The following is a 23240-nucleotide window of genomic DNA, read 5'->3' on the forward strand; positions in this document are numbered from 1 at the left end:
GCCTGGACTGAATCCCGTTCGACGACCTGGACTGCGTCCCGGCGGCCCCGGCGCCAACGGCTAGGCTCGCGGCCGTACGCAAGAGACACGCAAGAGAGCCGTAGCCGGGAGACACCCAAGATGGCCAAGAAGCGCCCTCAGACCAAGGGCAAGCAGCAGCCGCAGCTCAGGGACGGAGAGATCCCCGTGGTCGGGGCCCGCGAGCCCTGCCCGTGCGGCTCGGGCCGCCGCTACAAGGCCTGCCACGGCCGGAGCGCCGCGCACGCGGTGACCGAGCTGGTGCAGCGCCCGTTCGAGGGCCTGCCCGGCGAGTGCGACTGGGTCGCGCTGCGCGAGCTGGTGCCCGCGGCCACTGTCGCACTGCCCCTCAAGGGCGGGCTCCCGGAGGGCGTGCCCTCGGTGTCCCTCGCGACGGTCCTTCCGATGGCCTGGCCCGCGCTGCGCCGTGACGACGGCTCGGTCCTGCTCGGTCTGCAGAACGACACCTCGTCCGGCGACATCAGCCGCGACCTCGCCGACACCCTGCGGCGCGCCCTCGATGCCGAGCCGGGTACGCCGGTGCAGGCCCGCCGCGCGCCGGCCGACGGGCCCAGGCTGCAGGACGTCCTCGACCCCGAGGGCGCCTTCGAGCCGGTCGTGCACGCGGGATTCGAGTTCTGGGTGCCGGACTCGGAGAACGCCTCGCCGGAGGTCGCCGCCTCCCTGGAGCGGGCGAACGCCGCGGCCATCCCGACGGTGAAGCTCACCGGTGTGGACGCCGCCTACTGGTGCGAGACGCCGGAGAAGAACCACCTGCGCTGGGTCATGCCGCACCCCGAGGAGCAGCTCCTCGACGCGCTCGCGCGGCTGCACGCGGCGGGCACGTCGAGCCTCGGTGAGGGCACGCGCCTGGTCGGCTCCTTCCGGGCGCACGGCGTGACCGTGCCGGTGTGGGACCTGCCGAGCGGCGTCGGCGCCGACGACATCGAGAAGCCCGCGGCCGAGTTCGCCGAGCGGCTCGCCGCGGCGCTCGCCACCGACGCCCCGCTGACGGCCGACGAGCGCCGCGCGCGCGGCGGTCTCACCAACCGCCAGGTGACGCTCAGCTGACCCCCGGGTCAGCCGGGACGCCCGTCCGCGGCTGACCCACCAGTCAGTCGGTGAGGAACGCGTGACTCCTGTCACAACTCCCCGTAGCAGCAGGTGAATCACTGTCCGGATAACTGAGATCGAATTTGCCAGGAGCCGATCTCTTGTTACCGTTCAGGTAGCCCGGTTGCTGGTGCATCCCCCGTCGCCAGCAACCGGGCCCTTCCATGTCCGGGACCGGTTCAGGTCTCAACTGCCTTGAGGCGCCGCCGAGTTGCTGCCCGAGCGCAGCAGCAGCGAGCCCGAGTCCCCCGCCGCGAACTCCGCCACCGCCGAGTACTCCGCGGCCGCTCCCGCCGACCGCTCGCGCGGCGTCTCGCACGCTGCGGGTTCGTCCTCCGTACCCACCGCACAGTGCATCTGTACGGTGCGTCCGGCCGGGCCCATCACGGTCAGGACGGCCGCGAGCTGTTCTCCGGTGGCGTTGCGGTAATAGGTACGCGCCCAGGTGTCGTGGCCCTGTCTGAGGACGCACGTCTGGGCTTCGACGCCGTCCGGCGAGGAGAGTTCGGGGCCGCAGCGGGCGGCCGTGGCGACACCGAGTCCGGCGAGCAGCGAGGGTGCGCGGCTCGCCGACGGCGACGGCGTGGGGGGCGCCGAGGGGGCGGTCGAGGGGGTGGAAGGGGGCGACTTCGCGTCACCGTCGCCCACCGGCCCCGCGGCGGCGCCGGCGAGCGGCAGGAGGGCCGCGACGGCCACGACGCCCAGGAGCACCATGAGGCGGGGTTGCATGGCCCGAAGATAACGACAGTTGGCGCGCGGTCCGTCCGCCGCGCGCCCATTTCCCCTACAACTCGGGCGCGCTCACACCCGTACGAGTGAGGACGTCCACGACGGCGTCCACCACCGCTTCGACGTCGGGGACCCAGGGGGCCGCGGAGCCGGGCAGCGGCGCGCGCTCCCAGCGGACCTGTCCCTGACCCGTGCCGGAGGGGGGCAACGCGAGGTAGCCGCCCTCTCCGTGGAAGCGCAGGGATCCCGGGACCCAGTCCTTGGCGTACAGCAGTTCGCCCAACTGGGCCATGGAGTAGGGGGCGACGAGGACGTGGACGCGGGCCTCGGTGGCGACCACGGGGCCGAGCCTGATGCCCGCCTCGTCGAGTGCGGCGAGGGCGCGCAGGCCCGCGTCGGCGGGCAGGCTGACGGCGCAGGGGGCGCTGCCGCCGGTGGCGAGCACGACGGGGGCGCCGGGGCGGTTGGTCCACCACCAGCGCACCATGCGCTCGTCGGTGGTGGCCGCGAGGAGGCCGGGGTCGAGGGGGTGCGCGCCGGGCACCACGCAGTCGGGGTCGGGGCAGGCGCACCGGGTGCCGTCGCGTCGGTCGAGTCCGACGCCGGGCAGTACGGGCCACCGCCATGCGGTCGCGAAGGTCAGGGCCGCGCCGAGTTGTCCTGCGCTACGGCCGGGCTTCCTTCCCGTTCGCCAGGACAGGAGCCTGCGTCGCCTTCCGAGGATCTCGCGCATGAGCGCTCGTTCCTTTCCGTTGCACGCCGGCGTTTACGCCGGGGAGACTGCGGGCCACATCACACCATGTGTGGATCACTTCGCTGTACGTACGAACTGGCACATCCGATCCCAGCCTGCGGCATGGGGAACCACTCTGAACCGAGCGTTGACGTGGCGTGGGGTGGCGGCGCCTGGCGTTTGCCGTCCCGCGATATTTCTGCCGCCTCCGCCACGGGAGGATGGGGCACGGTCGTCGTGAGTTAAGACGCCCCGGTCGTTCGCCAGGTTCCGGACGGATCCCAACTGCCCCTGGCCATCACCGAGTACGTACCCATCACGACCGCTGTAACGCTCTGCCGAACAACCTCAGTCGACCGCAATATGCCCTTCCCTGGCACGGTTTTCGGCCAAGTTCTCAAGATCGTCAGTAGTTCACCGAATTACCACGGACACCAGGAATCCCAGCAGGACAATGCTGGACATCCCCTCACCAGTGCGTGTACATCTGGAGACATTGCTAGCGGCGCAGAATGACATGGGGGTTTGCGATGCTATCGAGCATTACGCACCGGCCGGAAAGCCGTCAGCCATGAACGCCCCGCACCTTCCGAAAGTGGCCGGAATCGACTCCACTGTTCCGTCGCCCGCGCACACTGTCGCGCCCAGCGCAGCCGTCCCACCCTCAGCGGACGACTCTCCCGTACCGGCCCCGCCCGGCGCACTGATCCAGGACCGGCTCGCGGGCTGGGTCTCGGATCTCACCACGCTGCACGAACTCACCGAGCGCCTGACCCGCACGGCAGGGCTCGACGACGCGCTGCGCGAGCTGTTGCGCGCCGGTTCCGCGCTGGTCGGCGCCCGGCGCGGACTCGTCGTCATCGAACCGGCCGACGGACTCGGCCCCGCCACCACGGTCGGTCTCGGCCTCGCGCGCGCCGACCTCGGGCACATCGAGACCGTGCCGCGCGGCGCCACCTCGTACGGCAGGATCCTGGACGCCGCGGGCAGCCAGGACCCGCCCGCCGAGATCGCGCAGCCCGACCTGCTCGCCGACGACGGACTGGACCCGCGCCACCGCGAGGTCGCCGCCCGCATCGGCTACGCGGCGAGCTACGCCCTGCCCCTCGCCGCCGAGGACGCGGGCCGGATCGGCGCCGCGGTCTGGCTGTACGACGAACCCGCCGAGCCCACCGAACGCCAGCGCCACCTCGTCGGCCTCTACGCGCGCCACGCCGCCGAGCACCTGGCGCGGCTCATCGAACTCGACCGCGCCCGCACCACCGTCGACACCCTGCGCGAGGAGCTGATGCCCTCGCGGCTGCCCCGGGTCGCCGGGGTGCAGCTCGCCGCGCGGCACCGCACCGGGCCGCGCGGCGGCGGCGACTGGCACGACGCACTGCCGCTGCCGGACGCCGCGCTCGGGCTCGCGGTGGGTTCCGTGACCGGCTCAGGACCCAGCGCGGTGGCCGCGATGGGGCGGCTGCGGGCGAGCCTTCGGGCGTACGCCGTGATGGAGGGCGAGGACCCCGTCGCCGTCCTGTCCGATCTGGAGCTGCTGCTGCGCCTGACCGAGCCCGCCAGGTCGGCGACGGCGCTCTTCGCGTACTGCGAGCCCGCGCTGCGCAAGGTCGTGCTCGCGGGCGCCGGGCACAGTCCGCCGCTGATCGTCGGGGAGCGGCGCACGGAGTTCGTGGAGACCTCCCTCTCGGCGCCGCTCGGGATGCTCGCCTGCTGGGAGGCGCCGAGCGTGGAGATCAGTCCGGAGCCCGGAGAAACGGTGCTTCTGTACACCGACGGCCTGCTGCACCGCACGGGCGACCCGATGGACCGGGCCTTCGCGCGGCTGCACGCGGCGGCCGCGAGCGTGCCCAAGGGCATCAGGGACGACCCCGGGGCGATCGCCGACCACGTGCTGCACACCGTGCTGCCCGACGGGCTCGACGCCGTGGACAGCGACGAGGACGTGGTGATCCTGGCGGCGCGCTTCGCGTAGTCCGCCCGGGCCGAGTGAGGTGCCGGGCACGCGCTGTAAGTGGTCCTACGCCCCTGGGCCCCCTTCCGTACGGCCGTACGATGGAGGGTGGTCCAGTGTCGTACATAGGAGGCAGATCGTGTCGGAGGCGCTCAACCCGGAGACCCCGGAAGCCGAGTCCGAAGAAGAGCCGATCAAGCAGCGCAAGAACGGGCTGTACCCGGGCGTTTCCGACGAGCTCGCCGAGAGCATGAAGTCCGGCTGGGCCGACACCGAGCTGCACGACCTGCAGCCGATCGCACAGGCCGAGAACACCGCTGCCCGCCGCGCCGCGCTCTCCGCGCGCTTCCCCGGCGAGCGCCTGGTGATCCCCGCGGGCAACCTGAAGACCCGCTCGAACGACACCGAGTACGCCTTCCGCGCCTCCGTCGAGTACGCCTACCTCACCGGCAACCAGACCGAGGACGGCGTCCTGGTCATGGAGCCGAAGGACGGCGGCCACGAGGCCACCATCTACCTGCTGCCGCGCTCCGACCGCGAGAACGGCGAGTTCTGGCTGGACGGCCAGGGCGAGCTCTGGGTCGGCCGCCGTCACTCGCTCACCGAGGCCGAGCGGCTGTACGGGATCCCCGCGTCCGACGTGCGCGAGCTGGCCGACAGCCTGCGCGAGGCGACCGGTCCCGTCCGCGTCGTCCGCGGGTTCGACGCGGGCATCGAGGCGGCGCTGACCGACAAGGTCACCGCCGAGCGCGACGAGGAGCTGCGCGTCTTCCTCTCCGAGGCCCGTCTGGTCAAGGACGAGTTCGAGATCGGCGAGCTCCAGAAGGCGTGCGACTCGACCGCCCGCGGCTTCGAGGACGTCGTGAAGATCCTCGACAAGGCCGAGGCGACGAGCGAGCGCTACATCGAAGGCACGTTCTTCCTGCGCGCCCGCGTCGAGGGCAACGACATCGGCTACGGCTCGATCTGCGCCGCGGGCCCGCACGCCACCACCCTGCACTGGGTGCGCAACGACGGCGCCGTGCGCTCCGGCGAGCTGCTGCTGCTCGACGCCGGTGTGGAGACGCACACGTACTACACCGCGGACGTCACGCGGACGCTGCCGATCAACGGCCGCTTCGACGAGCTCCAGAAGAAGATCTACGACGCGGTGTACGAGGCCCAGGAGGCCGGTATCGCGGCCGTCAAGCCGGGTGCCAAGTACCGCGACTTCCACGACGCCGCGCAGCGCGTGCTCGCCGAGAAGCTGGTCGAGTGGGGCCTCGTCGAGGGTCCGGTCGAGCGCGTGCTCGAACTGGGTCTCCAGCGCCGCTGGACGCTGCACGGCACCGGCCACATGCTCGGCATGGACGTCCACGACTGCGCCGCCGCGCGCCGTGAGTCGTACGTGGACGGCACGCTCGAGCCCGGCATGTGCCTGACCGTCGAGCCCGGCCTGTACTTCCAGGCGGACGACCTGACGGTGCCGGAGGAGTACCGGGGCATCGGCGTCCGGATCGAGGACGACATCCTCGTCACCGCCGACGGCAACCGGAACCTCTCGGCCTCGCTGCCGCGCACCTCGGACGACGTCGAGGCGTGGATGGCGCGCGTCAAGGGCTGAGTCACCCGCGCATGGCGGCGGGGGCCACGGCGGCCGGGACGTGCCCGGCCGCCGTCTTCAGAGTGGCCATCAGTGGGCCACCCGCTCGTCCTCGCCCGCGACCTTGGCGGTGCTCAGGGCGATGCGGTTCCAGGTGTTGATGGTGAAGATCAGGGCGAGGACGCGGGCCAGCTCCGACTCGTCGAAGTGCCGGGCCGCCTCTCCGTAGACGTCGTCAGGGACGCTGCCCTGCGAGACGAGGGTGACCGACTCGGTCAGGGCGAGCGCCGCCTGCTCCTTGGCCGTGAAGAAGTGACGGGCCTCGCGCCACACGCCGACCATGTGCAGCCGCGCCTCGTCCTCGCCTGCCTTGCGGGCGTCGGAGGTGTGCATGTGGAGGCAGTACGCGCAGCCGTTGAGGAGCGAGGCGCGGATCTGGATCAGCTCGACGAGGGCCGGGTCGAGGCCGTCGCGGGCGGCGGCGTCGAAGCCGATGAGGGCCTTGAACGCCTTGGGGGCGGCCTTGGCGAAGTTGACTCGGGGAGCGGCGGTGGCGTTCGTGTCGTTCGTCATGACCATGAATCTAGGCGTCAGATAGACCTCGTATAGGGTGCATTTCCATGCCGGAATCATGGGTCAATTCGGCGGAGCGCATCGGCATCGACCTGCACGTGGACCTGTCGGGTCCCGGCAGTCGCAGGGCCGTCCTCATCCGCGCGCTCCGCGACGCCGTGCGCGAGGGACGCCTGCCTCCCGGCACCCGGCTTCCGCCCTACCGCTCGCTCGCCGCCGACCTGGGCCTGGCCCGCAACACCGTCGCCGACGCCTACGCGGAACTGGTCGCCGAGGGGTGGCTGACGGCACGGCAGGGATCGGGCACCCGGGTCGCCGAGCGAACCGCGCCGCCCAAGCGCCCCCGGCTGCCGAAACCCGCCCCCGCCAAGCCCGCCACCCCCGCGTACAACCTGCTCCAGGGCACCCCCGACGCCACCTCCTTCCCCCGCACGGCCTGGCTCTCGTCCGCCCGTCGCGCGCTCGGCGCCGCGCCCAACGAGGCCTTCGGGCCCGGTGATCCACGCGGCAGGATCGAGCTGCGCAGGGCGCTCACCGACTATCTGACGCGGGCGCGCGGGGTGCGCGTCAGTCCCGAACGGATCGTGGTGTGCTCCGGGTTCGCGCACGCGCTGCGGCTGCTGTTCGGCGGGGCGGTGCTGCACGGGCCTTCCCCGAGCTCTCGACTTCGTTCGAGCGGGGGATACCCCCTTGCCGTGGAGTCGTACGGCCTCGGGTTCCATCGCGAGATCCTGGCGAACGCGGGCGTACGGACGGTTCCGCTCGGCCTCGACGAACAGGGCGCCCGGATCGAGGAGTTGGCATCGGGGCCCCGGGTGCGCGGGGTGCTGCTCACGCCCGCACACCAGTTCCCGACCGGCGGCCCGCTGCACCCCTCGCGGCGCGCGGCGGCCGTCGACTGGGCCCGCTCGCACGGCGGCCTGATCCTGGAGGACGACTACGACGGGGAGTTCCGCTACGACCGCGAGCCCGTCGGCGCCGTGCAGGGCCTCGACCCCGAGCACGTCATCTACCTGGGCTCGGTGAGCAAGAGCCTGTCCCCCGCCGTACGCATCGGCTGGATGGTGCTGCCCGAACACCTCGTGCACGGGGTGCTCGCCGCCAAGGGGGAGCGCGAGGCGTGGGCGAGCGTCCTCGACCAGCTCACGCTCGCCGACTTCATCGCTTCCGGGCAGTACGACCGGCACGTCCGCCGCATGCGGCAGCGCTACCGGAGCCGCCGGGACCGGCTCGTCGCCGCCCTCGCCGAACGCGCACCGCACATCACGGCCACCGGCATCGCGGCGGGTCTGCACGCGGTGCTGCGGCTGCCGCCCGGCACGGAGGCGTCCGTGGTCAAGGCGGCGGCCTGGCAGGGCATCGCCCTGGAGGGCCTCGCCCAGTTCCGGCATCCGCAGGCCACGATGGCGGCCACGGACGGCCTCGTCGTCGGCTACTCGACGCCCTCGGAACACGCCTACGGGGCGGCGGTCGACGCGCTGTGCCGCGCGCTGCCGCCGGACGAGCGGGGGGATCCCGCCGACCGCAGGGTCAGGCCGTCATCAGCGGCGCGTCCTCACGCCACTTGAGGATCTTGTCGAAGCTGATCACCGCACCGCCCCTGCCCGGCCTGGTGCCGAGCTGAACGTGGTCGGCGAGCTCACTGATCAGCCACAGGCCCCGGCCGTGCTCGTCCGTATCGGACGCGGGGGGCCTGGGCGGCGCGGGACGGCCGCGCGTCACGGACCCGGCAGAGGGAGCGGCCGCCGCGTGGCCCTGGGCGCCCGGGAATCCGGGGCCCGAATCGGCCACCTCGATGCGGCACTTCTCGCCGTCCAGGTACGCGGTGACGCGGTACGCCCCGCTCGTTCCCCCGTGCGCGGTGGCGCCGCCGTGCTCCACGGCGTTGGCGCACGCCTCGCTGAGGGCTACCGACAAATCGTAGGAAATTTCTGGATCCACGCCCGCCGTGTCCATCGCACCGATGAGCAGACGACGGGCGAGCGGAACGCTCGCGGCTTCGCGCCGCAAATGGAGAGACCACCAGATGCTCATGCTCCAGCCTCCTGGCCGCGGCTCGACATACCGATACGTATTGCCGCAAGCGCCCGTGGATAAGCGCCCAGTTGACGTGATGCCGCCCATACGGCGGATGCGCGGGCTTCTCGGCTCGGTGTAGAGGAGGGGACCACAGCAGCGCGGAAGCGGCACTCATCCGCGCGAACCGGACCTAGCGGACCTGCCGTATGCGAGGGGTAAGTCCAGTGCGATGATGGCCCGGCCATGACTGCCCCCCACCAGCGCCAGCCGCGCGCCGGAGCCGATCTCCGGCTGCTCAGGGCCGCGATGTTCGCCGCGGTCTGCGTCGTGCTGTCCGCCGGGGGTCATGTGCTCGCCTCCTGCGTCGCCGTCCCGCTGTGGACGCTGGCGGTGGCTTTCGTCGCCGTTCTCGCCGTCACGCTGCCGCTCGCCGGGCGCGAGCGTTCGCTGCCCGGCATCGCCGCGCTGCTCACGGCGGGCCAGCTCGGCCTGCACGCCCTGTTCGGCCTCGGCCAGCACGGCTCGGCCGCCGCGGCGGCGAACGGTGACGCCTCCCTCGTCGAGCGGGCCGCGCGCCTGGTCTGCGGGGCGGGTGCCGCGACGATCAGCCCGGCGCAGGCCCGGCGGATCCTCAGCACGGCGGGGCTCCAGCCGGGCGGCACCGGCGCCGCGGGCAGCGTGGGCGGCGTGGACCACACCGCCATGCACCACCACGGGCAGTCGGCAGCCGCTGCGGCGGACACCGCGGTGGACTCGATGACCTCCCTGCACGGCATGGGCGGCATGAGCGGTATGGGCGGCATGTCGCTGATGCCCTCGCTGCCCATGCTGATCGCGCACGTCCTCGCGGCGCTCGCCGCGGGCTGGCTGCTGCGCCGCGGCGACATCGCCCTGTTCCGTCTCGTCCGGCTCTCGGCCGACGGCGCGACCGGGCTCGCCGAAGGGGCGCTCGTACGCTCGCTGCGCTCTGCCCTCACCCTCGTACGCGCCCTGCGGGCCGGACTGCCCGGCGCGGACCTGACGGCCGGACCGCGGACCGCGCGCACCGCGCCGCTCCCGCCGGCCAAGCCCCGGACGGTCGCCCTGGAGGACACGGTGATCAGGCGCGGCCCACCGGCCGCCCAGGACGTCGCACTCGCTGCCTGACGCACCGCACTCCCCAGCACGGAGAGGTGCCGTCGGCACGCACGCGCGCGTGCCCGCTCTGCCGCGCGCCACCCTCCGTACTGATCACCACTGTGGTCACCGTCGTGACCACCCCTGCTGAATGTGGAGTGCCTCCATGAACGCCAAGTCACGCGTCGCCGCCGCGGCCACCGTCGCCGCCTCCGCCGTGCTCGTCCTCTCCGCGCCCGCCTTCGCGCACGTCAGCGTCTCGCCGGAGGGCGAGGCCGCCAAGGGCGGGTACGCGACGGTCAACTTCAGGGTGCCGAACGAGCAGGACGACGCCTCGACCACCAAGGTCGAGGTCTCCTTCCCGGGCGACCACCCGCTCGCCTCGGTGATGACCCAGCCCGTGCCCGGCTGGAACGTGAAGGTCACCAAGGCCAAGCTCGACAAGCCGCTGGAGATCCACGGCGAGAAGATCGACGAGGCCGTCTCCAAGGTCACCTGGACCGCCGACGGCAAGGGCATCCAGCCCGGCACCTTCCAGAAGTTCCCCGTCTCCATGGGCCAGCTGCCCGAGAACGCGGACGCGTTGGTCTTCAAGGCCATCCAGACGTACGACAACAAGGACGTCGTCCGCTGGATCGAGCCGCAGCAGAAGGGCCAGGAGGAGCCGGAGCACCCCGCGCCCACCCTCGAGCTGACCGCCGCCTCCGACGAGCACGGCGGCGCGGCCGCGAAGGACGACGCCAAGGCCGGTACCGAGAAGGCCGCCGCGTCCGACGACTCCGACAGCAGCGACACCACGGCCCGGGTCCTCGGCATCGTGGGCATCGTCGTGGGTGCCGCGGGCGTCGCCTTCGGCGTGCTGGCCGGCCGTCGCCGCACCGCCGCCTGATCCTCCGGCAGAACCACCCTTCGGGGTGCGCCGGTCCGGCACACGCCTGCCCCGGTGCACCCCGGCCCCCTCACATCTGGGACATTTTCGTATGCGCACGAAGAGCTCGAAGAGCACTGACAGCAGCACTGAACCACGCACTGACGCACGGACCGCGGCAGGAGCCGCCACCGTCCGCACGGGCCGCCGCAGGGCACTCGCCGCGGCCGCCCTGCTGAGCGCGGCCGCCCTCACGCTGACCGCCTGCGGCAGCGGCGGCGACGACAAGCCCGTCGCCGATGTCTCCGTGGAGAAGGACTCGGGCAAGGCCGCCACGGTCCTGGACAACCCGTACAAGAAGCCGAACCTCGTCCTCAAGGACGTGAACGGCAAGAAGTACGACCTGCGCGAGGAGACCAAGGGCAAGGCGACCCTGCTCTACTTCGGCTACACGCACTGCCCCGACGCCTGCCCCCTGACGATGGGCAACATCGCGGTCGCCAAGAAGGAGCTGGAGAAGTCCGGCCTCTCCAAGGCCGAGCGGGACAAGCTCCGGGTCGTCTTCGTCACCACCGACCCCGACCGCGACACTCCCGCCCACCTCAAGGAGTGGCTGGACGGCGTGGACTCCGACTTCGTCGGCCTGACCGGCGACTTCGCCACCATCCAGGCCGGGGCCAGCCAGGTCGCGATCAGCGTCGAGCCGACCAAGAAGGACAAGAAGGGCAAGCTCGTCTCGATGCACGGCACGTCGGTCATCGCGTACTCGCCCAAGACCGACAAGGGATACGTCCTGTACGGCGAGAAGGCCACCGCGGCCGACTACACCAGGGATCTCCCCAAGCTCATCAAGGGAGAGACTCCGTGAACCACCGCACCACCACCCACCGCCGCGCCCTCGCGGGCGGCGCCATAGCGCTGGCCGCGGCGCTGACCCTGGCGGGCTGCGGCGGCGACTCCGACTCCAAGGACTCGGCCGACAAGCCCGAACTGAAGGTCAGCGGGGCCTTCATCCCCGAGCCCACCATGGACGACATGGCCGCGGGCTTCCTGAAGATCGACAACACGGGCGCCGCCGACGAGCTGACCTCCGCCACCAGCGACATCGCGGGCGACGTCACGCTGCACAGCTCCAAGGGCGGCGCGATGAAGGAGCAGGACTCCTTCGCCGTGCCCGCCGACGGCGAGCTCGACTTCACCCGCGGCGGCAACCACCTGATGTTCGAAAAGCTCAAGCGCAAGCCGAAGCAGGGCGACAAGGTGGCCGTGACACTGCACTTCCAGAAGTCGGACCCGATCAAGGTCGAGGTGCCGGTCAAGGAAGCGACGCACAACCCCGAGCAGCAGGGCGAGTCGGCACACGGCTCGCACACGTCGCACTGAGGGACGGACCGTTGATGCAGACCATCGCTCCCCGCTCCAGGACCGCTCGCCGCGCCCGGACCGGTATGCCACGCCTCCTGCGGCTCCTCCTGGTGATCGTCGCCGCGACCGGCGCGTTCCTCGCCGGTGCCGCACCCGCCTCCGCGCACGCCGCGCTGACGGGCAGCGACCCGAAGCAGGGAGCGGTGGTCCCCAAGGCGCCCGACCAGGTGAAGCTCACCTTCTCCGAGAAGGTCGCCATGTCGGACGGCTCCGTGCGGGTGCTCGACCCGTCCGGCAAGCGCGCCGATACCAAGAAGACCACCGACCTCGGCTCCAACACCTACGGCGTGAAGCTCCGTCCCGGCCTGCCCGACGGCACCTTCACCGTCGCCTACCAGGTGGTCTCCGCCGACAGCCACCCCGTCGCCGGCGCCTTCACGTTCTCCATCGGCGCGCCCTCCGACACCAAGGTCGCGCTCCCCGACCAGGAAGCGGGCGGCGGCCTGGTCGGCGTGCTCTACGACATCGCGCGCTACTTCTCGTACGCCGGGTTCATCCTGGTCGTCGGCGGCGCCGCCTTCGTGCTCGGCTGCTGGCCGCGCGGCGCGGGCGTACGCCCCGTCCAGCGCCTGGTGACGTACGGCTGGGTCACGCTGACCGGCGCCACACTCGCCCTCCTCCTGCTGCGCGCCCCCTACACCGGTTCCGGCAAGCTCGCCGACGCCTTCGACATGGGCAAGCTCGGCGACGTCCTCAACACCAAGACCGGCGCGGCCCTGGTCTCCCGGCTGCTGCTGCTCGCCGCCGCCGCGCTGTTCATCGCGGTGCTCTTCGGGGCATACGAGAAGCGGACGGACCCCAAGGAGAAGAAGGACCTCACCTTCGGGCTGGCCATCGGCGGCAGCGTCGTCGCCATCGGGATCGCGGCGACCTGGGCGATGGCCGAGCACGCCTCGACCGGCCTCCAGGCGGGGCTCGCGATGCCCGTCGACGTGCTGCACCTGCTGGCCGTAGCCGCCTGGCTCGGCGGGCTCGCGACGCTCCTCGTCGCGCTCTACCGCACGCCGTCGGTGGAGGAGGCGGCCGTGCGGCGGTTCTCGCGGCTCGCCTTCACCAGCGTCGTCGTCCTCGCCGCGACCGGCCTCTACCAGTCGTGGCGGCAGGTCGGCTCGTGGTCGGCCCTGACCGGCACGTCGTACGGGCAGTTGCTGCTCGTCAAGGTCGGCCTGGTCGTCGTCCTGGTGGGCGTCGCCTCCATCTCGCGGCGCTGGACCGGGCGCATCGCCGCCGAGGCGGGCGGGCTCGCCCCGGAGGCCGCGGCCGCCGTGGTCGTCGAGCAGCGTGCCGCCGTGGTCGTCGAGCAGCGCACGCAGAAGCCCGTCACGGTGCCGTCCGGCGGCGCCGACGCCCGGCGCTCCGCCCAGCTCGCCCGCCAGCGGGCGGCCATGGCGAGCGCCCGCGAGAAGCGCGTGCGCGACGCCGACCCGCACCGCTCAGGACTGCGCCGTTCGGTGCTCACCGAGGCGGGCATCGCCGTCGTCCTGCTCGCCGTCACCACGATCCTGACGACCACCGAGCCGGGCCGCACGGAGGAGGAGGCCGCCAAGGCCACCTCCGCGGCGGCGCAGCAGCGCTCGGGCCCGCTCACCCTCAAGGTGCCCTTCGACACGGGCGGCCAGGACGGCAGGGGCACGGTGCAGCTCGACCTCGACCCGGGCCGCACCGGCAGCAACGACCTGCACATCTACGTGAAGCGGCCCAACGGCAGCGCCTTCGACATCCCCGAGGTGAAGGTCTCCTTCACGCTGGAGTCGAAGGACGTCGGACCGCTGCCCGTCGCTCCCGACCACATCGCCACCGGACACTGGAGTGCGAGCGGGGTGCAGATCCCGATGGCGGGCGACTGGAAGATCGCGGTGACCGTGCGGACCTCGGACATCGACCAGGTCACCGTGAAGAAGAACGCGCAGATCGGCTGAACGGAACCACCATGGCGGACAACGGGATCTCGCGGCGTCGGCTGCTCGGCACCGCGGGCGCGACCGGCCTCGCGCTCGGCGCGGGGGGCGGCGCGGTCGGCTATGCCGCGGCCTCCTCGGGCTCGGGCTCGTCCTCGGACGGGTCGAAGGCGGCGCTCGCGTCGCTCGGCACGGACGAGGTGATGTTTCACGGGAAACATCAGCCCGGCATCACCACACCCACGCAGGCCCGGGGCCATCTCGTCGCCTTCGACCTGACGGCGGGCGCGGGCCGCAAGGAGGCGGCGGCCCTGCTGCGCCGCTGGTCGGGCACTGCCGCGCGGCTGATGGCGGGCGAGCCCGTGGAGGGCGACGACACATCGGTCGCCCGGGACGCGGGCCCCTCCTCCCTCACCGTCACGTTCGGCTTCGGCGCGAGCTTCTTCGGCCGTACGGGACTGGCGAAGCAGCGCCCCGACGCCCTCGATCCACTGCCGCACTTCTCGTCCGACCGGCTCGACAAGGCGCGCAGCAACGGCGATCTGTGGGTGCAGATCGGTGCGAACGACGCGCTGGTCGCCTTCCACGCGCTGCGGGCGATCCAGCGGGACGCGGCGGGGGCGGCGCGCGTGCGCTGGCAGATGAACGGCTTCAACCGCTCGCCCGGCGCCACCGCGCACCCGATGACGACCCGCAACCTGATGGGCCAGGTCGACGGCACGAACAACCCGAAGCCGTCGGACAAGGACTTCGACGAGCGCGTCTTCGTGCCCGCCGACGGCGATCCCGCGTGGATGGCGGACGGCTCATACGTGGTGGTGCGCCGGATCCGGATGCTCCTCGACGACTGGGAGAAGCTCGGCCGCAAGGACCAGGAGGCGGTGATCGGGCGGCACAAGTCGGACGGTTCGCCGCTGACCGGCGGCACGGAGACCACCGAGCCGCAGTTGGAGAAGACGGGCGCCGACGGCACGCTCGTCATCCCCGTCAACGCCCATGCCCGCATCTCGCGGCCCGACCAGAACGGCGGCGCCGCGATGCTGCGCCGCCCCTTCTCGTACCACGACGGCTTCGACGGCAAGGGCGATCCTGACGCCGGGCTGCTCTTCGTCTGCTGGCAGGCGGACCCGGTCCGCGGCTTCGTCCCCGTACAGCGCAAGCTCGACCGGGGCGACGCCCTGTCGGAGTTCGTCCGGCACGAGTCGAGCGGGCTCTTCGCGGTGCCGGGCGGGGCGGCGAAGGGCGAGTACGTGGGGCAGCGGCTGCTGGAGGGGTGAGCGGGGTGCCCGGGTGCGGCGGGGCCCGCGCGTTCCGCCGTGGGGCGGGGGTCGCCCTGTGAGACGCGTGAGCCAGGCCACGTACGGGCCATTAGGGTGACGGTATGTCGGCGACGCGCTACACCTATCTCGGCCCCGAAGGCACCTTCACCGAGGCCGCTCTCCGCACGCTGCCCGAGGCGGCCGCACGGGAGCTGGTCCCGATGGTGTCCGTACCGGCCACGCTCGACGCGGTGCGGAACGGCGAGGCCGCGGCCGCGCTCGTGCCCATCGAGAACTCGGTCGAGGGCGGCGTCACCACCACCGTCGACGAGCTCGCCAAGGGCGAGCCCCTGATGATCTACCGCGAGGTGGTCCTGCCGATCGCCTTCGCGCTGCTCGTGCGCCCGGGCACCGCGCTCACGGACATCAAGACGGTGACCGGCCACCCGGTGGCCCAGCCCCAGGTGCGCAACTGGCTCTCCGCACACCTGCCCGACGCCCTGTGGGAGTCGGCCGCGTCGAACGCGGACGGCGCGCGCCTGGTCCAGGAGGGCCGCTTCGACGCCGCCTTCGCGGGTGAGTTCGCCGCGGCGACGTACGGGCTCGTGCCGCTGGTCAGCGAGATCCACGACGCGGCGAACGCCGAGACGCGCTTCGTGCTGGTCGGCCGCCCGGCCAGGCCCGCCGCACCGACGGGCGCCGACAAGACCTCCGTCGTCATCTGGCTCGGCGACGACCACCCCGGCGCCCTGCTCGAACTGCTCCAGGAGTTCGCCGTGCGCGGCGTCAACCTCATGCGGATCGAATCGCGCCCGACCGGTCGGGGCATCGGCAACTACTGCTTCTCGGTGGACGCCGAGGGACACATCACCGACCGCCGGGTCGGCGAGGCCCTGATGGGCCTGAAGCGGATCTGCCCCCAGGTGCGCTTCCTCGGCTCGTACCCGCGGGCCGGAGTGGCTCCCGCGGACGTGCGGACGTTGCGGCCCGGCACGTCGGACGAGGCGTTCATGGCGGCGGCGGACTGGCTGGCGCGCAGCCAGGACGGCCGTTTCTAGCCGTTTCCAGCCAACCGACCCAGTCCTACCTGCAGATTTACGTTGTCCACAGAAGTTATCCACAGGTGTGCGTCTCGACCTGGGGACAAGTCGACAACGAAGCACGACATGGTCGACAAATCTGCCTACAGGACCCAACTCCGTCCACAGTCCCGCACGTCACCCCTCGTCCACTCTTTTCCATTGATCAACTCTTTGGAGCGAACCATTTCCACTCGAAAGTGGGGATGGGTGTGGTTTGGGAAGGGAATCCTTCGCCCCGCACGCGGCTTTGGGAATGACTACTTCCGGCATCCACAGATCTTTCGCACACCCTGTGGATAACTCTTCGGAGGGCTTCATTCCTGTGGACAACAGGGGCACGCCCACGCCCCAAGTCCCGCCTCCCGCAAGGGGTTCGGGTCAAGGTGGCGGGGGCACTCTGCCCCATTTCGGGGATTGGCACCTTTTCTATTGACCGGCCGCCGACGCCTGCGGGATGGATCCTTTCCGGCCGAATCGATCTTGATTAAGCGCACCTCGAACCAGGATCGAACCGGGATCGAACCAGGAATTCATTTCCTAGCAAACCGGGCATAACGTACACAATGGAATATCGAGTCGTGGGCCGGAACCGCGCGACGGTAGCCTTGAGGGGTGATTGACCTTCGCCTGCTCCGTGAGGACCCCGACCGTGTTCGCGCCTCCCAGCGCGCCCGTGGAGAGGACGTCGCGCTCGTCGACGCCCTGCTCTCCGCCGACGAGCGGCGCAGGTCGTCCGGCGTCCGCTTCGACGAGCTGCGCTCCGAGCAGAAGTCGCTCGGCAAGCTCATCCCCAAGGCCACGCCCGAGGAGCGCGCCGAGCTCCTGACGAAGGCCGAGCAGCTCAAGGTCGACGTCAAGGCCGCGGAGGCCGCTCAGAACGAGGCCGACGAAGAGACCAAGAGCCTGCTCCTGAAGCTCGGCAACATCGTCCACACGGACGTCCCGGTCGGCGGCGAGGAGGACTTCGTCGTCCTCGACACGATCGGCACCCCGCGCGACTTCGCGGCCGAGGGCTTCGAGCCGAAGGACCACCTGGAGCTCGGCGAGGCGCTCGGCGCCATCGACGTCGAGCGCGGCGCGAAGGTCTCGGGCTCGCGCTTCTACTACCTCACCGGCGTCGGCGCGCTCCTGGAGCTCGCCCTGGTGAACGCGGCGATCGCGCAGGCGACGGAGGCCGGGTTCGTCCCGATGCTGACGCCCGCCCTGGTGCGCCCGCGCGCCATGGAGGGCACCGGCTTCCTCGGCCAGGCCGCGGACAACGTGTACCACCTGGAGAAGGACGACTACTACCTGGTCGGCACCTCCGAGGTGGCCCTCGCCGGGTACCACATGGACGAGATCATCGAAGCCGACAAGCTGCCCCTGCGGTACGCCGGGTTCTCGCCCTGCTTCCGCCGCGAGGCGGGCACGTACGGCAAGGACACCCGCGGCATCTTCCGTGTGCACCAGTTCGACAAGGTCGAGATGTTCTCGTACGTCGACCCGGCCGACGCGGAGAACGAGCACCAGCGCCTCCTGGAGTGGGAGAAGCAGTGGCTGACCGGCCTCGGCCTGCCCTTCCAGGTGATCGACGTCGCCACCGGTGACCTCGGCTCCTCGGCCTCGCGCAAGTTCGACTGCGAGGCGTGGATCCCCACCCAGGGCAAGTACCGCGAGCTCACCTCGGCCTCGAACTGCGACGGCTTCCAGGCCCGCCGCCTCTCGGTGCGCATGCGCGAGGGCAAGAAGGTCCAGCCGCTCGCGACGCTGAACGGCACGCTGTGCGCCGTCCCGCGCACCATCGTGGCCATCCTGGAGAATCACCAGCAGGCCGACGGCTCCGTGGTGGTGCCCGAGGTGCTGCGTCCGTACCTCGGGGGACGAGAGATCCTGGAGCCCATCGCCAAGTGAGCCACCCTGCTCCGGTCACGCCCTCCTTCCCGTACAAGCTGGTCGCGACCGACCTGGACGGGACGCTGCTGCGGCCCGACGACACGGTTTCGGAACGGACGCGCGAGGCGCTCACCGCGGCCACCGCGGCGGGCGCGGCGCACATCATCGTCACCGGCCGCGCGGTGCCCTGGACCCGCCACATCCTCGACGACCTCGGCTACGAGGGCATCGCGGTGTGCGGGCAGGGCGCGCAGGTCTACCACGCGGGGGAGCACCGGCTGCTCACGTCGGTGACGCTGGACCGGCAGCTGGCCGGTCTCGCGCTGGCCAAGATCGAGGCGGAGATCGGCCCCCTGGCGCTCGCCGCGAGCCGCGACGGCATCGACGGCGAGGTCCTGGTCGGCCCCGGGTACGGGGTGCAGGAGGGCCCGCTCCCGGTGATCCCCTTCACGGACGTCGCCGACCTGTGGGCGGCCCCGCTGAACAAGGTGTACGTCCAGCACCCCGGCCTCAGCGACGACGCCCTCGCGGACGTGGCCCGTCAGGTGGCGGGCGACCTGGTCGGCGTCACGATGGCGGGCGAAGGCATCGTCGAACTCCTGCCCCTCGGCCTCTCCAAGGCCACGGGCCTCTCCCTGGCGGCCCGCCGCCTGGGCGCGAAGGCGGCGGACACGATCGCCTTCGGCGACATGCCCAACGACATCCCGATGTTCGGCTGGGCGGCCCACGGCGTAGCCATGGCCAACGCCCACGAGGAACTCAAGGCGATCGCCGACGAGGTGACCACGTCGAACGAGGCGGAGGGCATCGCGGTGGTGCTTGAGCGGTTGCTGGGCGCGTGAGCCGGGCGCTGAGCCGGGACTTTCATCCCGTCCGGGGGGAAAATTTCAGCCCGTCCGGCGTTTGAGGACGAACTCGGCGGAGCCGGTGACGACACCGGCCCCGGTGCCGAGCAACGCCAACCGCTCAGCCAAGTGCAGCGGAGGATGCGCGGATCGAACGCGCGCGGGGCTTTCGACCCCGACGACGGCTTAGCAAGCCGCTGCCTTACCACTCGGCCAATCCTCCGGGTGGGCGGCCCGCGCGGAATGACATCCGCGCGCTCGAAGCGGCCGCCCCGGGCAGCTCCCCCGTGGGCGGGGCTCCTACGGAGTGAGTAACTACTCCGGAGCCTGCCGCGGGCTGCCCTGGTGGGAACTCGACGGACTCGTTCTGACGGACACGTCGGCTCCTCTCCCAGAAGGTGAGCGCCAGTTGCTGGCGCGGTGACACCAACTACTCTGCCCACACGGCGAGTTCACCGCCACCGAATAAAACGGCGCACCCTCCCACCAGCCTGCTGATGGGAGGGTGAAAGCAACGGCGACGTCAGAGCGACCGCGGGGGGGGGGGGCCTACTCCTCCCCGGCCAGCTTCAGCGTCCGCAGCTTCTGGCCCGCGTACCACGTCGTGGCGACCGTGACGGCGACCAGCAGGATCGTCGCCGCGGGCAGGCCGACGTCCGAGGTGATCAGATCGCCCTCGCCGACCTTCTGGGCCACGGCGAGGGACCACTGCTGCACGCTGAGGGTGCGCGCCCCGGCGACCAGGGAGCCGAAGAGGGCCTCCCAGACCAGGGCGTAGACGAGTCCGAAGACCACGGCGTGCCGGGTGACCGTGCCGAGCAGCAGGAAGATCGCCGCGTAGGTGATCGAGGCGACCAGCGCCGCGATGGTGTACGCGATGGCGATCTGCTGGCCGTTGCCGTTCAGGATCATTCCGGCGATGAACGTCGGGATCGCGGAGAACGCCATGGTGACCGCGACGGCGACGATCAGCTTGGTGAAGATGATCGTGGGCCGCTTGACCGGCTTGGACAGGAGGTAGACGACGGAGCCGTCGTCGATCTCCGGGCCGATCGCGCCCGTGCCCGCGATGACGCCGATGATCGGCACCATCGTGGCGAGCGCGAATCCGCCCAGGACGTCGACGGCCACTTGGTCGTCGGCACCGCTGAAGCCGCGGACGGCCGCGGAGATCACGATGAGCAGGACGGGCAGGGCGAAGAGGATCAGAGCGCGGCGGCGGCCGAGCAGGGCCCGGTAGGTGAGCCGGGCGACAGTGGGGTCGTACACGGTGGCTCCCTTCAGGCCGCGACGAGATAGGAGAAGACCGACTCGAGGGACTCGTCCGATGGCGAGACCGTCAGAAGTCGGATGCCGTGCTCACGGGCGACCTGTGGCAACAGCGTGGTGAACCGGCCGAAGTCGACCGCCTGAATGCGCAACGCGCCCTCCTTGAGGTCGACTTCGATACCGGCCGTCGACGGGTCGGCGATCAGCGCGGCGGCCAGGGCACGGTCGTCGCTGGAACGGATCAGATAGCGGTGCGGCCGGTCGGTCATCAGGCGGCGGATCTTGCGGAAGTCACCGCTCGCCGCGTGCCGCCCGGCGACGATCACCTCGATGTGCGAGGCGAGTTGCTCGACCTCTTCGAGGATGTGCGAGGAGAACAGGACCGTGCGGCCCTGGTCGCCCATGGTCCGCAGGAGGTCCATCAACTGCATGCGCTGGCGCGGGTCCATGCCGTTGAAGGGCTCGTCGAGCAGCAGCACGGACGGCTCGTGGACCAGGGCGGAGGCCATCTTCACGCGCTGGCGCATGCCCTTGGAGTACGTCGAGATCTTGCGGTCCTGCGCGTACTCCATCTCGACCGTGGCGAGCGCCTTCTTGGCGGCCCGCTCGTCGAGCCCGTGCAACTCGGCGTTGGCGACGACGAATTCGCGGCCGGTGAGGAAGTCGTACATCGCCTCGCGCTCGGGGACGATGCCGATGTCCTGGTAGATCTGCTCGTTGCGCCAGATCGGCTTGCCGTCGAGCGTGACGCTGCCCGTGGAGGGGGCGAGGAAGCCGCCCATCATGTTGATGAGGGTCGACTTGCCCGCGCCGTTCGGACCGAGGAGCCCCGTGACTCCCGGGCCGATGTTCATGGTGATGTCGTTGACCGCCACCACGTTGCCGAACCAGCGGGACGTGTGGTCGATGTTGATCATCGTCATCAGAGGCCGACCTTCCGGTAGCGGCGCATCATGGCGCCGTAGCAGCCCGCGATGAGGCCGAGAACGACGAGTACGTAGAGGACGCCCTGGCCCGTGGACGGGCCCTCCCCGCCGGGGAAGGCCGAGGTCGCGCCGAGGAAGGCGGTCTGTACGCCGTCGATGAGGGTGATCGGCGAGAAGAGTCCGAGCCAGGCGATGGCGCCGGTGCTCGACTGCTCGAAGGCGATCGCCTGGACCGTGGACACCGCTCCGTAGGTGATGGTCAGGACCGCGATGACGGCGGCGATGCCGAAGCCGCGCCGGGGTGTGATCGCCGAGATGACGAGCGCGATGCCGGAGAAGAGCAGCGAGAGGAGCGCCACGGAGACGAGTCCTTGGGCGAATCCCTTGGTCTGGTCGGCGAAGTCGAGCTTGGCGAGCAGCGCTCCTACGTAGAGCACGAGCAACGGGGCCGCCGTGAGGATGAAGAGGGCCGAGCTCATCGCGGCGAACTTCGCCTGCACGTAGTCACCGCGCTCGATGGGCCGGGAGAAGTAGAGCGGCACGGTCTTGAAGCGGAGGTCGCGCGACACGGTCTGCGGCGCCTGCGAGGCCAGGAAGAGGCCGATGACGGCCTGCATGACGATCGCGTAGCGCGTGTAGTCGACGGGGAGGTCGTCGGCCTTGGTGGCCACGGCGATGGCGACCATGATCGCGGCGGGCATGCACATCACCGCGAAGAGGACCATGGGCAGGACCTTGGACTTGGCGGAGCGCCCGAGACCGTACGCGCCGCGCAGGCTCTGGGAGAAGAGCGAGCGGCGGGCGTAGGCGCGGCCGAGTCGGGGGCCGTCGTAGTCGCGGTACCCGATGTTGTGGATCCGGGTGGATTCCGTGCTCATCGCTCGCCTCCTTTCTGCTGTGCGGTGGCCGCGGTGGCCGCCCAGGCGGCCGCGCGCTCGGATACGGGCTCCTCCTGCGGCTCGTCCTTGAAGACCTCCGCGATGTGGTGCCTGCGCTGCTCCATCCGGACCAGGCCGATGCCGAGGTCGGCGACGAGGTCGCGCACGAGGTCGTAGGTCTCCTCGCCCTCGGCGGTGAGCAGGATGGTGTGTCCCGCGCCGGGCAGTTCGCCACCGGCCTCCGTGTCGATGCCGTGACCCTGTAGCGCGTCGCGCAGCGCGCGGGTGCCGTCGGGGTGGGCGTCGGTGTCGGTGACCTCGACGGCGAGCGTCGTGGTGGTCTGGGTGAAGTCGGTGGTGGAGCTGGACCGCAGGAGCTTGCCGCCGTCGATGACGACGACGTGGTCGCAGGTGCGCTCCAGCTCGCCGAGGAGGTGCGAGGTGACCAGGACCGAGATGCCGAAGTCGGTGTGGACGCGCCGGATCAGGCCGAGCATCTCGTCGCGTCCGACCGGGTCGAGGCCGTTGGTCGGTTCGTCGAGGAAGACCAGCTGCGGGTCGTGCACCAGGGCCTGCGCGAGTTTCACGCGCTGCTTCATGCCCGTCGAGTAGCCGCCGATGGGGCGGTACCTCTCCTCGTAGAGACCCACGTGCCGCAGGGTGTCCGCGGTGCGTTCGCGGGCCGCGGTGGGCGGGAGTCCGGACATGCGCGCCATGTGGACGACGAACTCGGTGGCCGAGACGTCGGGCGGCAGGCAGTCGTGCTCGGGCATGTATCCGACGCGTTCGCGGATCTCGCCGCCGCTGGTGGCGACGTCGAGGCCGAGCACGGACGCGCGGCCCTCCGTGGCGGGGGACAGGCCCAGCAGGATCTTGATCAACGTGGACTTGCCGGCTCCATTGGCTCCGACGAGTCCGGTCACACCGGGCCCGATGTCCATGGAGAGCCGGTCAAGCGCGGTCACCCTCGGGAACCGCTTGCTCAGGCTTTCGGTCGCGATCACAGTCACGCTTCGAAGTTAGTGGCGCAGAGCACACCCGTCGTCAGACCACGGGCTTGACCCGACCTCACTCTGGAGTA

Annotated in this window: 21 protein-coding genes and 1 tRNA gene; 13 read left to right on the forward strand and 9 right to left on the reverse strand. The window is 71.2% G+C overall.

Annotation, left to right across the window (positions count from 1 at the left end):
* Positions 1-120 precede the first annotated feature (120 nt).
* Positions 121-1089 (forward strand): DUF5926 family protein, encoded by a 969-nt coding sequence (locus tag KY5_RS20135; protein WP_098243558.1) that lies wholly within the window; start codon positions 121-123, stop codon positions 1087-1089.
* Positions 1090-1317: 228 nt separating this feature from the next.
* Here KY5_RS20135 and KY5_RS20140 read toward each other — a convergent pair whose 3' ends face one another.
* A complete protein-coding gene (locus KY5_RS20140; RefSeq protein WP_098243559.1) occupies positions 1318-1860 on the reverse strand; it encodes a hypothetical protein in 543 nt (180 codons plus the stop codon).
* A 55-nt stretch (positions 1861-1915) separates the two neighbouring features.
* On the reverse strand, positions 1916-2593 hold the full coding sequence (locus tag KY5_RS20145; protein ID WP_098243560.1) for a bifunctional DNA primase/polymerase: 678 nt from the start codon (positions 2591-2593) through the stop codon (positions 1916-1918).
* A gap of 454 nt (positions 2594-3047) precedes the next feature.
* Here KY5_RS20145 and KY5_RS20150 point away from each other — a divergent pair, with 454 nt between their 5' ends.
* A complete protein-coding gene (locus KY5_RS20150) occupies positions 3048-4568 on the forward strand; it encodes a PP2C family protein-serine/threonine phosphatase (RefSeq protein ID WP_098243561.1) in 1521 nt (506 codons plus the stop codon).
* Between the two features lie 118 nt (positions 4569-4686).
* Complete coding sequence (locus KY5_RS20155) at positions 4687-6150, forward strand: aminopeptidase P family protein (protein WP_199843164.1); 1464 nt, start codon at positions 4687-4689, stop codon at positions 6148-6150.
* A 69-nt stretch (positions 6151-6219) separates the two neighbouring features.
* On the opposite strand, the gene KY5_RS20160 is transcribed toward KY5_RS20155, so the two are convergent.
* Complete coding sequence (locus KY5_RS20160; RefSeq protein WP_418952800.1) at positions 6220-6702, reverse strand: carboxymuconolactone decarboxylase family protein; 483 nt, start codon at positions 6700-6702, stop codon at positions 6220-6222.
* 47 nt (positions 6703-6749) lie between these two features.
* Here KY5_RS20160 and KY5_RS20165 point away from each other — a divergent pair, with 47 nt between their 5' ends.
* On the forward strand, positions 6750-8270 hold the full coding sequence (locus tag KY5_RS20165; protein WP_098243563.1) for a PLP-dependent aminotransferase family protein: 1521 nt from the start codon (positions 6750-6752) through the stop codon (positions 8268-8270).
* Here the strand turns inward: KY5_RS20165 and KY5_RS20170 are convergent.
* The gene (locus KY5_RS20170; protein WP_098243564.1) at positions 8233-8736 is read right to left on the reverse strand and encodes an ATP-binding protein; all 504 of its coding nucleotides are present in this window, start codon (positions 8734-8736) and stop codon (positions 8233-8235) included. The genes KY5_RS20165 and KY5_RS20170 overlap by 38 nt on opposite strands.
* A 228-nt stretch (positions 8737-8964) precedes the next feature.
* Here KY5_RS20170 and KY5_RS20175 point away from each other — a divergent pair, with 228 nt between their 5' ends.
* The 9 genes from KY5_RS20175 (at position 8965) to KY5_RS20215 (ending at position 19083) form a co-directional block, all read left to right on the forward strand.
* Entirely contained in the window at positions 8965-9867 is a 903-nt protein-coding gene (locus KY5_RS20175) for a hypothetical protein (protein ID WP_098243565.1), read from the forward strand.
* 136 nt (positions 9868-10003) lie between these two features.
* On the forward strand, positions 10004-10726 hold the full coding sequence (locus KY5_RS20180; RefSeq protein ID WP_098243566.1) for a YcnI family protein: 723 nt from the start codon (positions 10004-10006) through the stop codon (positions 10724-10726).
* 91 nt (positions 10727-10817) lie between these two features.
* A complete protein-coding gene (locus tag KY5_RS20185) occupies positions 10818-11573 on the forward strand; it encodes an SCO family protein (RefSeq protein WP_098243567.1) in 756 nt (251 codons plus the stop codon).
* A complete protein-coding gene (locus KY5_RS20190) occupies positions 11570-12088 on the forward strand; it encodes a copper chaperone PCu(A)C (RefSeq protein WP_098243568.1) in 519 nt (172 codons plus the stop codon). The genes KY5_RS20185 and KY5_RS20190 overlap by 4 nt, the downstream gene beginning before the upstream one ends.
* A 65-nt stretch (positions 12089-12153) precedes the next feature.
* Positions 12154-14049 (forward strand): copper resistance CopC/CopD family protein, encoded by a 1896-nt coding sequence (locus KY5_RS20195; protein WP_234362791.1) that lies wholly within the window; start codon positions 12154-12156, stop codon positions 14047-14049.
* Positions 14046-15305, forward strand: coding sequence for an iron uptake transporter deferrochelatase/peroxidase subunit (efeB, locus tag KY5_RS20200; protein WP_418952872.1), 1260 nt, complete (start codon positions 14046-14048; stop codon positions 15303-15305). The genes KY5_RS20195 and efeB overlap by 4 nt, the downstream gene beginning before the upstream one ends.
* A gap of 104 nt (positions 15306-15409) precedes the next feature.
* A complete protein-coding gene (gene pheA, locus KY5_RS20205; RefSeq protein ID WP_098243571.1) occupies positions 15410-16345 on the forward strand; it encodes a prephenate dehydratase in 936 nt (311 codons plus the stop codon).
* Between the two features lie 636 nt (positions 16346-16981).
* A complete protein-coding gene (gene serS, locus KY5_RS20210) occupies positions 16982-18259 on the forward strand; it encodes a serine--tRNA ligase (protein WP_098243572.1) in 1278 nt (425 codons plus the stop codon).
* Positions 18256-19083, forward strand: coding sequence for an HAD family hydrolase (locus KY5_RS20215; protein WP_098243573.1), 828 nt, complete (start codon positions 18256-18258; stop codon positions 19081-19083). Before serS ends, KY5_RS20215 begins: the two co-directional genes overlap by 4 nt.
* A 138-nt stretch (positions 19084-19221) precedes the next feature.
* Here KY5_RS20215 and KY5_RS20220 read toward each other — a convergent pair.
* From KY5_RS20220 to KY5_RS20240, 5 genes are all read right to left on the reverse strand, one after another.
* Positions 19222-19309 (reverse strand) — tRNA-Ser (locus tag KY5_RS20220).
* A 326-nt stretch (positions 19310-19635) separates the two neighbouring features.
* Positions 19636-20355 (reverse strand): ABC transporter permease, encoded by a 720-nt coding sequence (locus tag KY5_RS20225; protein WP_098243574.1) that lies wholly within the window; start codon positions 20353-20355, stop codon positions 19636-19638.
* Between the two features lie 11 nt (positions 20356-20366).
* Positions 20367-21278: an ABC transporter ATP-binding protein gene (locus KY5_RS20230; RefSeq protein WP_098243575.1), complete on the reverse strand. Its 912-nt coding sequence runs from the start codon at positions 21276-21278 to the stop codon at positions 20367-20369.
* Positions 21278-22159: an ABC transporter permease gene (locus KY5_RS20235; RefSeq protein WP_098243576.1), complete on the reverse strand. Its 882-nt coding sequence runs from the start codon at positions 22157-22159 to the stop codon at positions 21278-21280. The genes KY5_RS20230 and KY5_RS20235 overlap by 1 nt, the downstream gene beginning before the upstream one ends.
* Positions 22156-23163 (reverse strand): ABC transporter ATP-binding protein, encoded by a 1008-nt coding sequence (locus KY5_RS20240; protein WP_098243577.1) that lies wholly within the window; start codon positions 23161-23163, stop codon positions 22156-22158. The genes KY5_RS20235 and KY5_RS20240 overlap by 4 nt, the downstream gene beginning before the upstream one ends.
* Positions 23164-23240 lie beyond the last annotated feature (77 nt).

Source organism: Streptomyces formicae, assembly GCF_002556545.1.
GTDB lineage: Bacteria > Actinomycetota > Actinomycetes > Streptomycetales > Streptomycetaceae > Streptomyces > Streptomyces formicae_A.

Excerpts from the sequence above, each read along its gene's own strand:
- KY5_RS20135 (WP_098243558.1), top strand. The coding sequence starts at position 121 with ATGGCCAAGAAGCGCCCTCAGACCAAGGGCAAGCAGCAGCCGCAGCTC.
- KY5_RS20140 (WP_098243559.1), bottom strand. The coding sequence starts at position 1,860 with ATGCAACCCCGCCTCATGGTGCTCCTGGGCGTCGTGGCCGTCGCGGCC.
- KY5_RS20145 (WP_098243560.1), bottom strand. The coding sequence starts at position 2,593 with ATGCGCGAGATCCTCGGAAGGCGACGCAGGCTCCTGTCCTGGCGAACG.
- KY5_RS20150 (WP_098243561.1), top strand. The coding sequence starts at position 3,048 with ATGCTGGACATCCCCTCACCAGTGCGTGTACATCTGGAGACATTGCTA.
- KY5_RS20160 (WP_418952800.1), bottom strand. The coding sequence starts at position 6,702 with ATGACGAACGACACGAACGCCACCGCCGCTCCCCGAGTCAACTTCGCC.
- KY5_RS20165 (WP_098243563.1), top strand. The coding sequence starts at position 6,750 with ATGCCGGAATCATGGGTCAATTCGGCGGAGCGCATCGGCATCGACCTG.
- KY5_RS20170 (WP_098243564.1), bottom strand. The coding sequence starts at position 8,736 with ATGAGCATCTGGTGGTCTCTCCATTTGCGGCGCGAAGCCGCGAGCGTT.
- KY5_RS20175 (WP_098243565.1), top strand. The coding sequence starts at position 8,965 with ATGACTGCCCCCCACCAGCGCCAGCCGCGCGCCGGAGCCGATCTCCGG.
- KY5_RS20180 (WP_098243566.1), top strand. The coding sequence starts at position 10,004 with ATGAACGCCAAGTCACGCGTCGCCGCCGCGGCCACCGTCGCCGCCTCC.
- KY5_RS20185 (WP_098243567.1), top strand. The coding sequence starts at position 10,818 with ATGCGCACGAAGAGCTCGAAGAGCACTGACAGCAGCACTGAACCACGC.
- KY5_RS20195 (WP_234362791.1), top strand. The coding sequence starts at position 12,154 with ATGCCACGCCTCCTGCGGCTCCTCCTGGTGATCGTCGCCGCGACCGGC.
- pheA (WP_098243571.1), top strand. The coding sequence starts at position 15,410 with ATGTCGGCGACGCGCTACACCTATCTCGGCCCCGAAGGCACCTTCACC.
- KY5_RS20230 (WP_098243575.1), bottom strand. The coding sequence starts at position 21,278 with ATGACGATGATCAACATCGACCACACGTCCCGCTGGTTCGGCAACGTG.
- KY5_RS20235 (WP_098243576.1), bottom strand. The coding sequence starts at position 22,159 with ATGAGCACGGAATCCACCCGGATCCACAACATCGGGTACCGCGACTAC.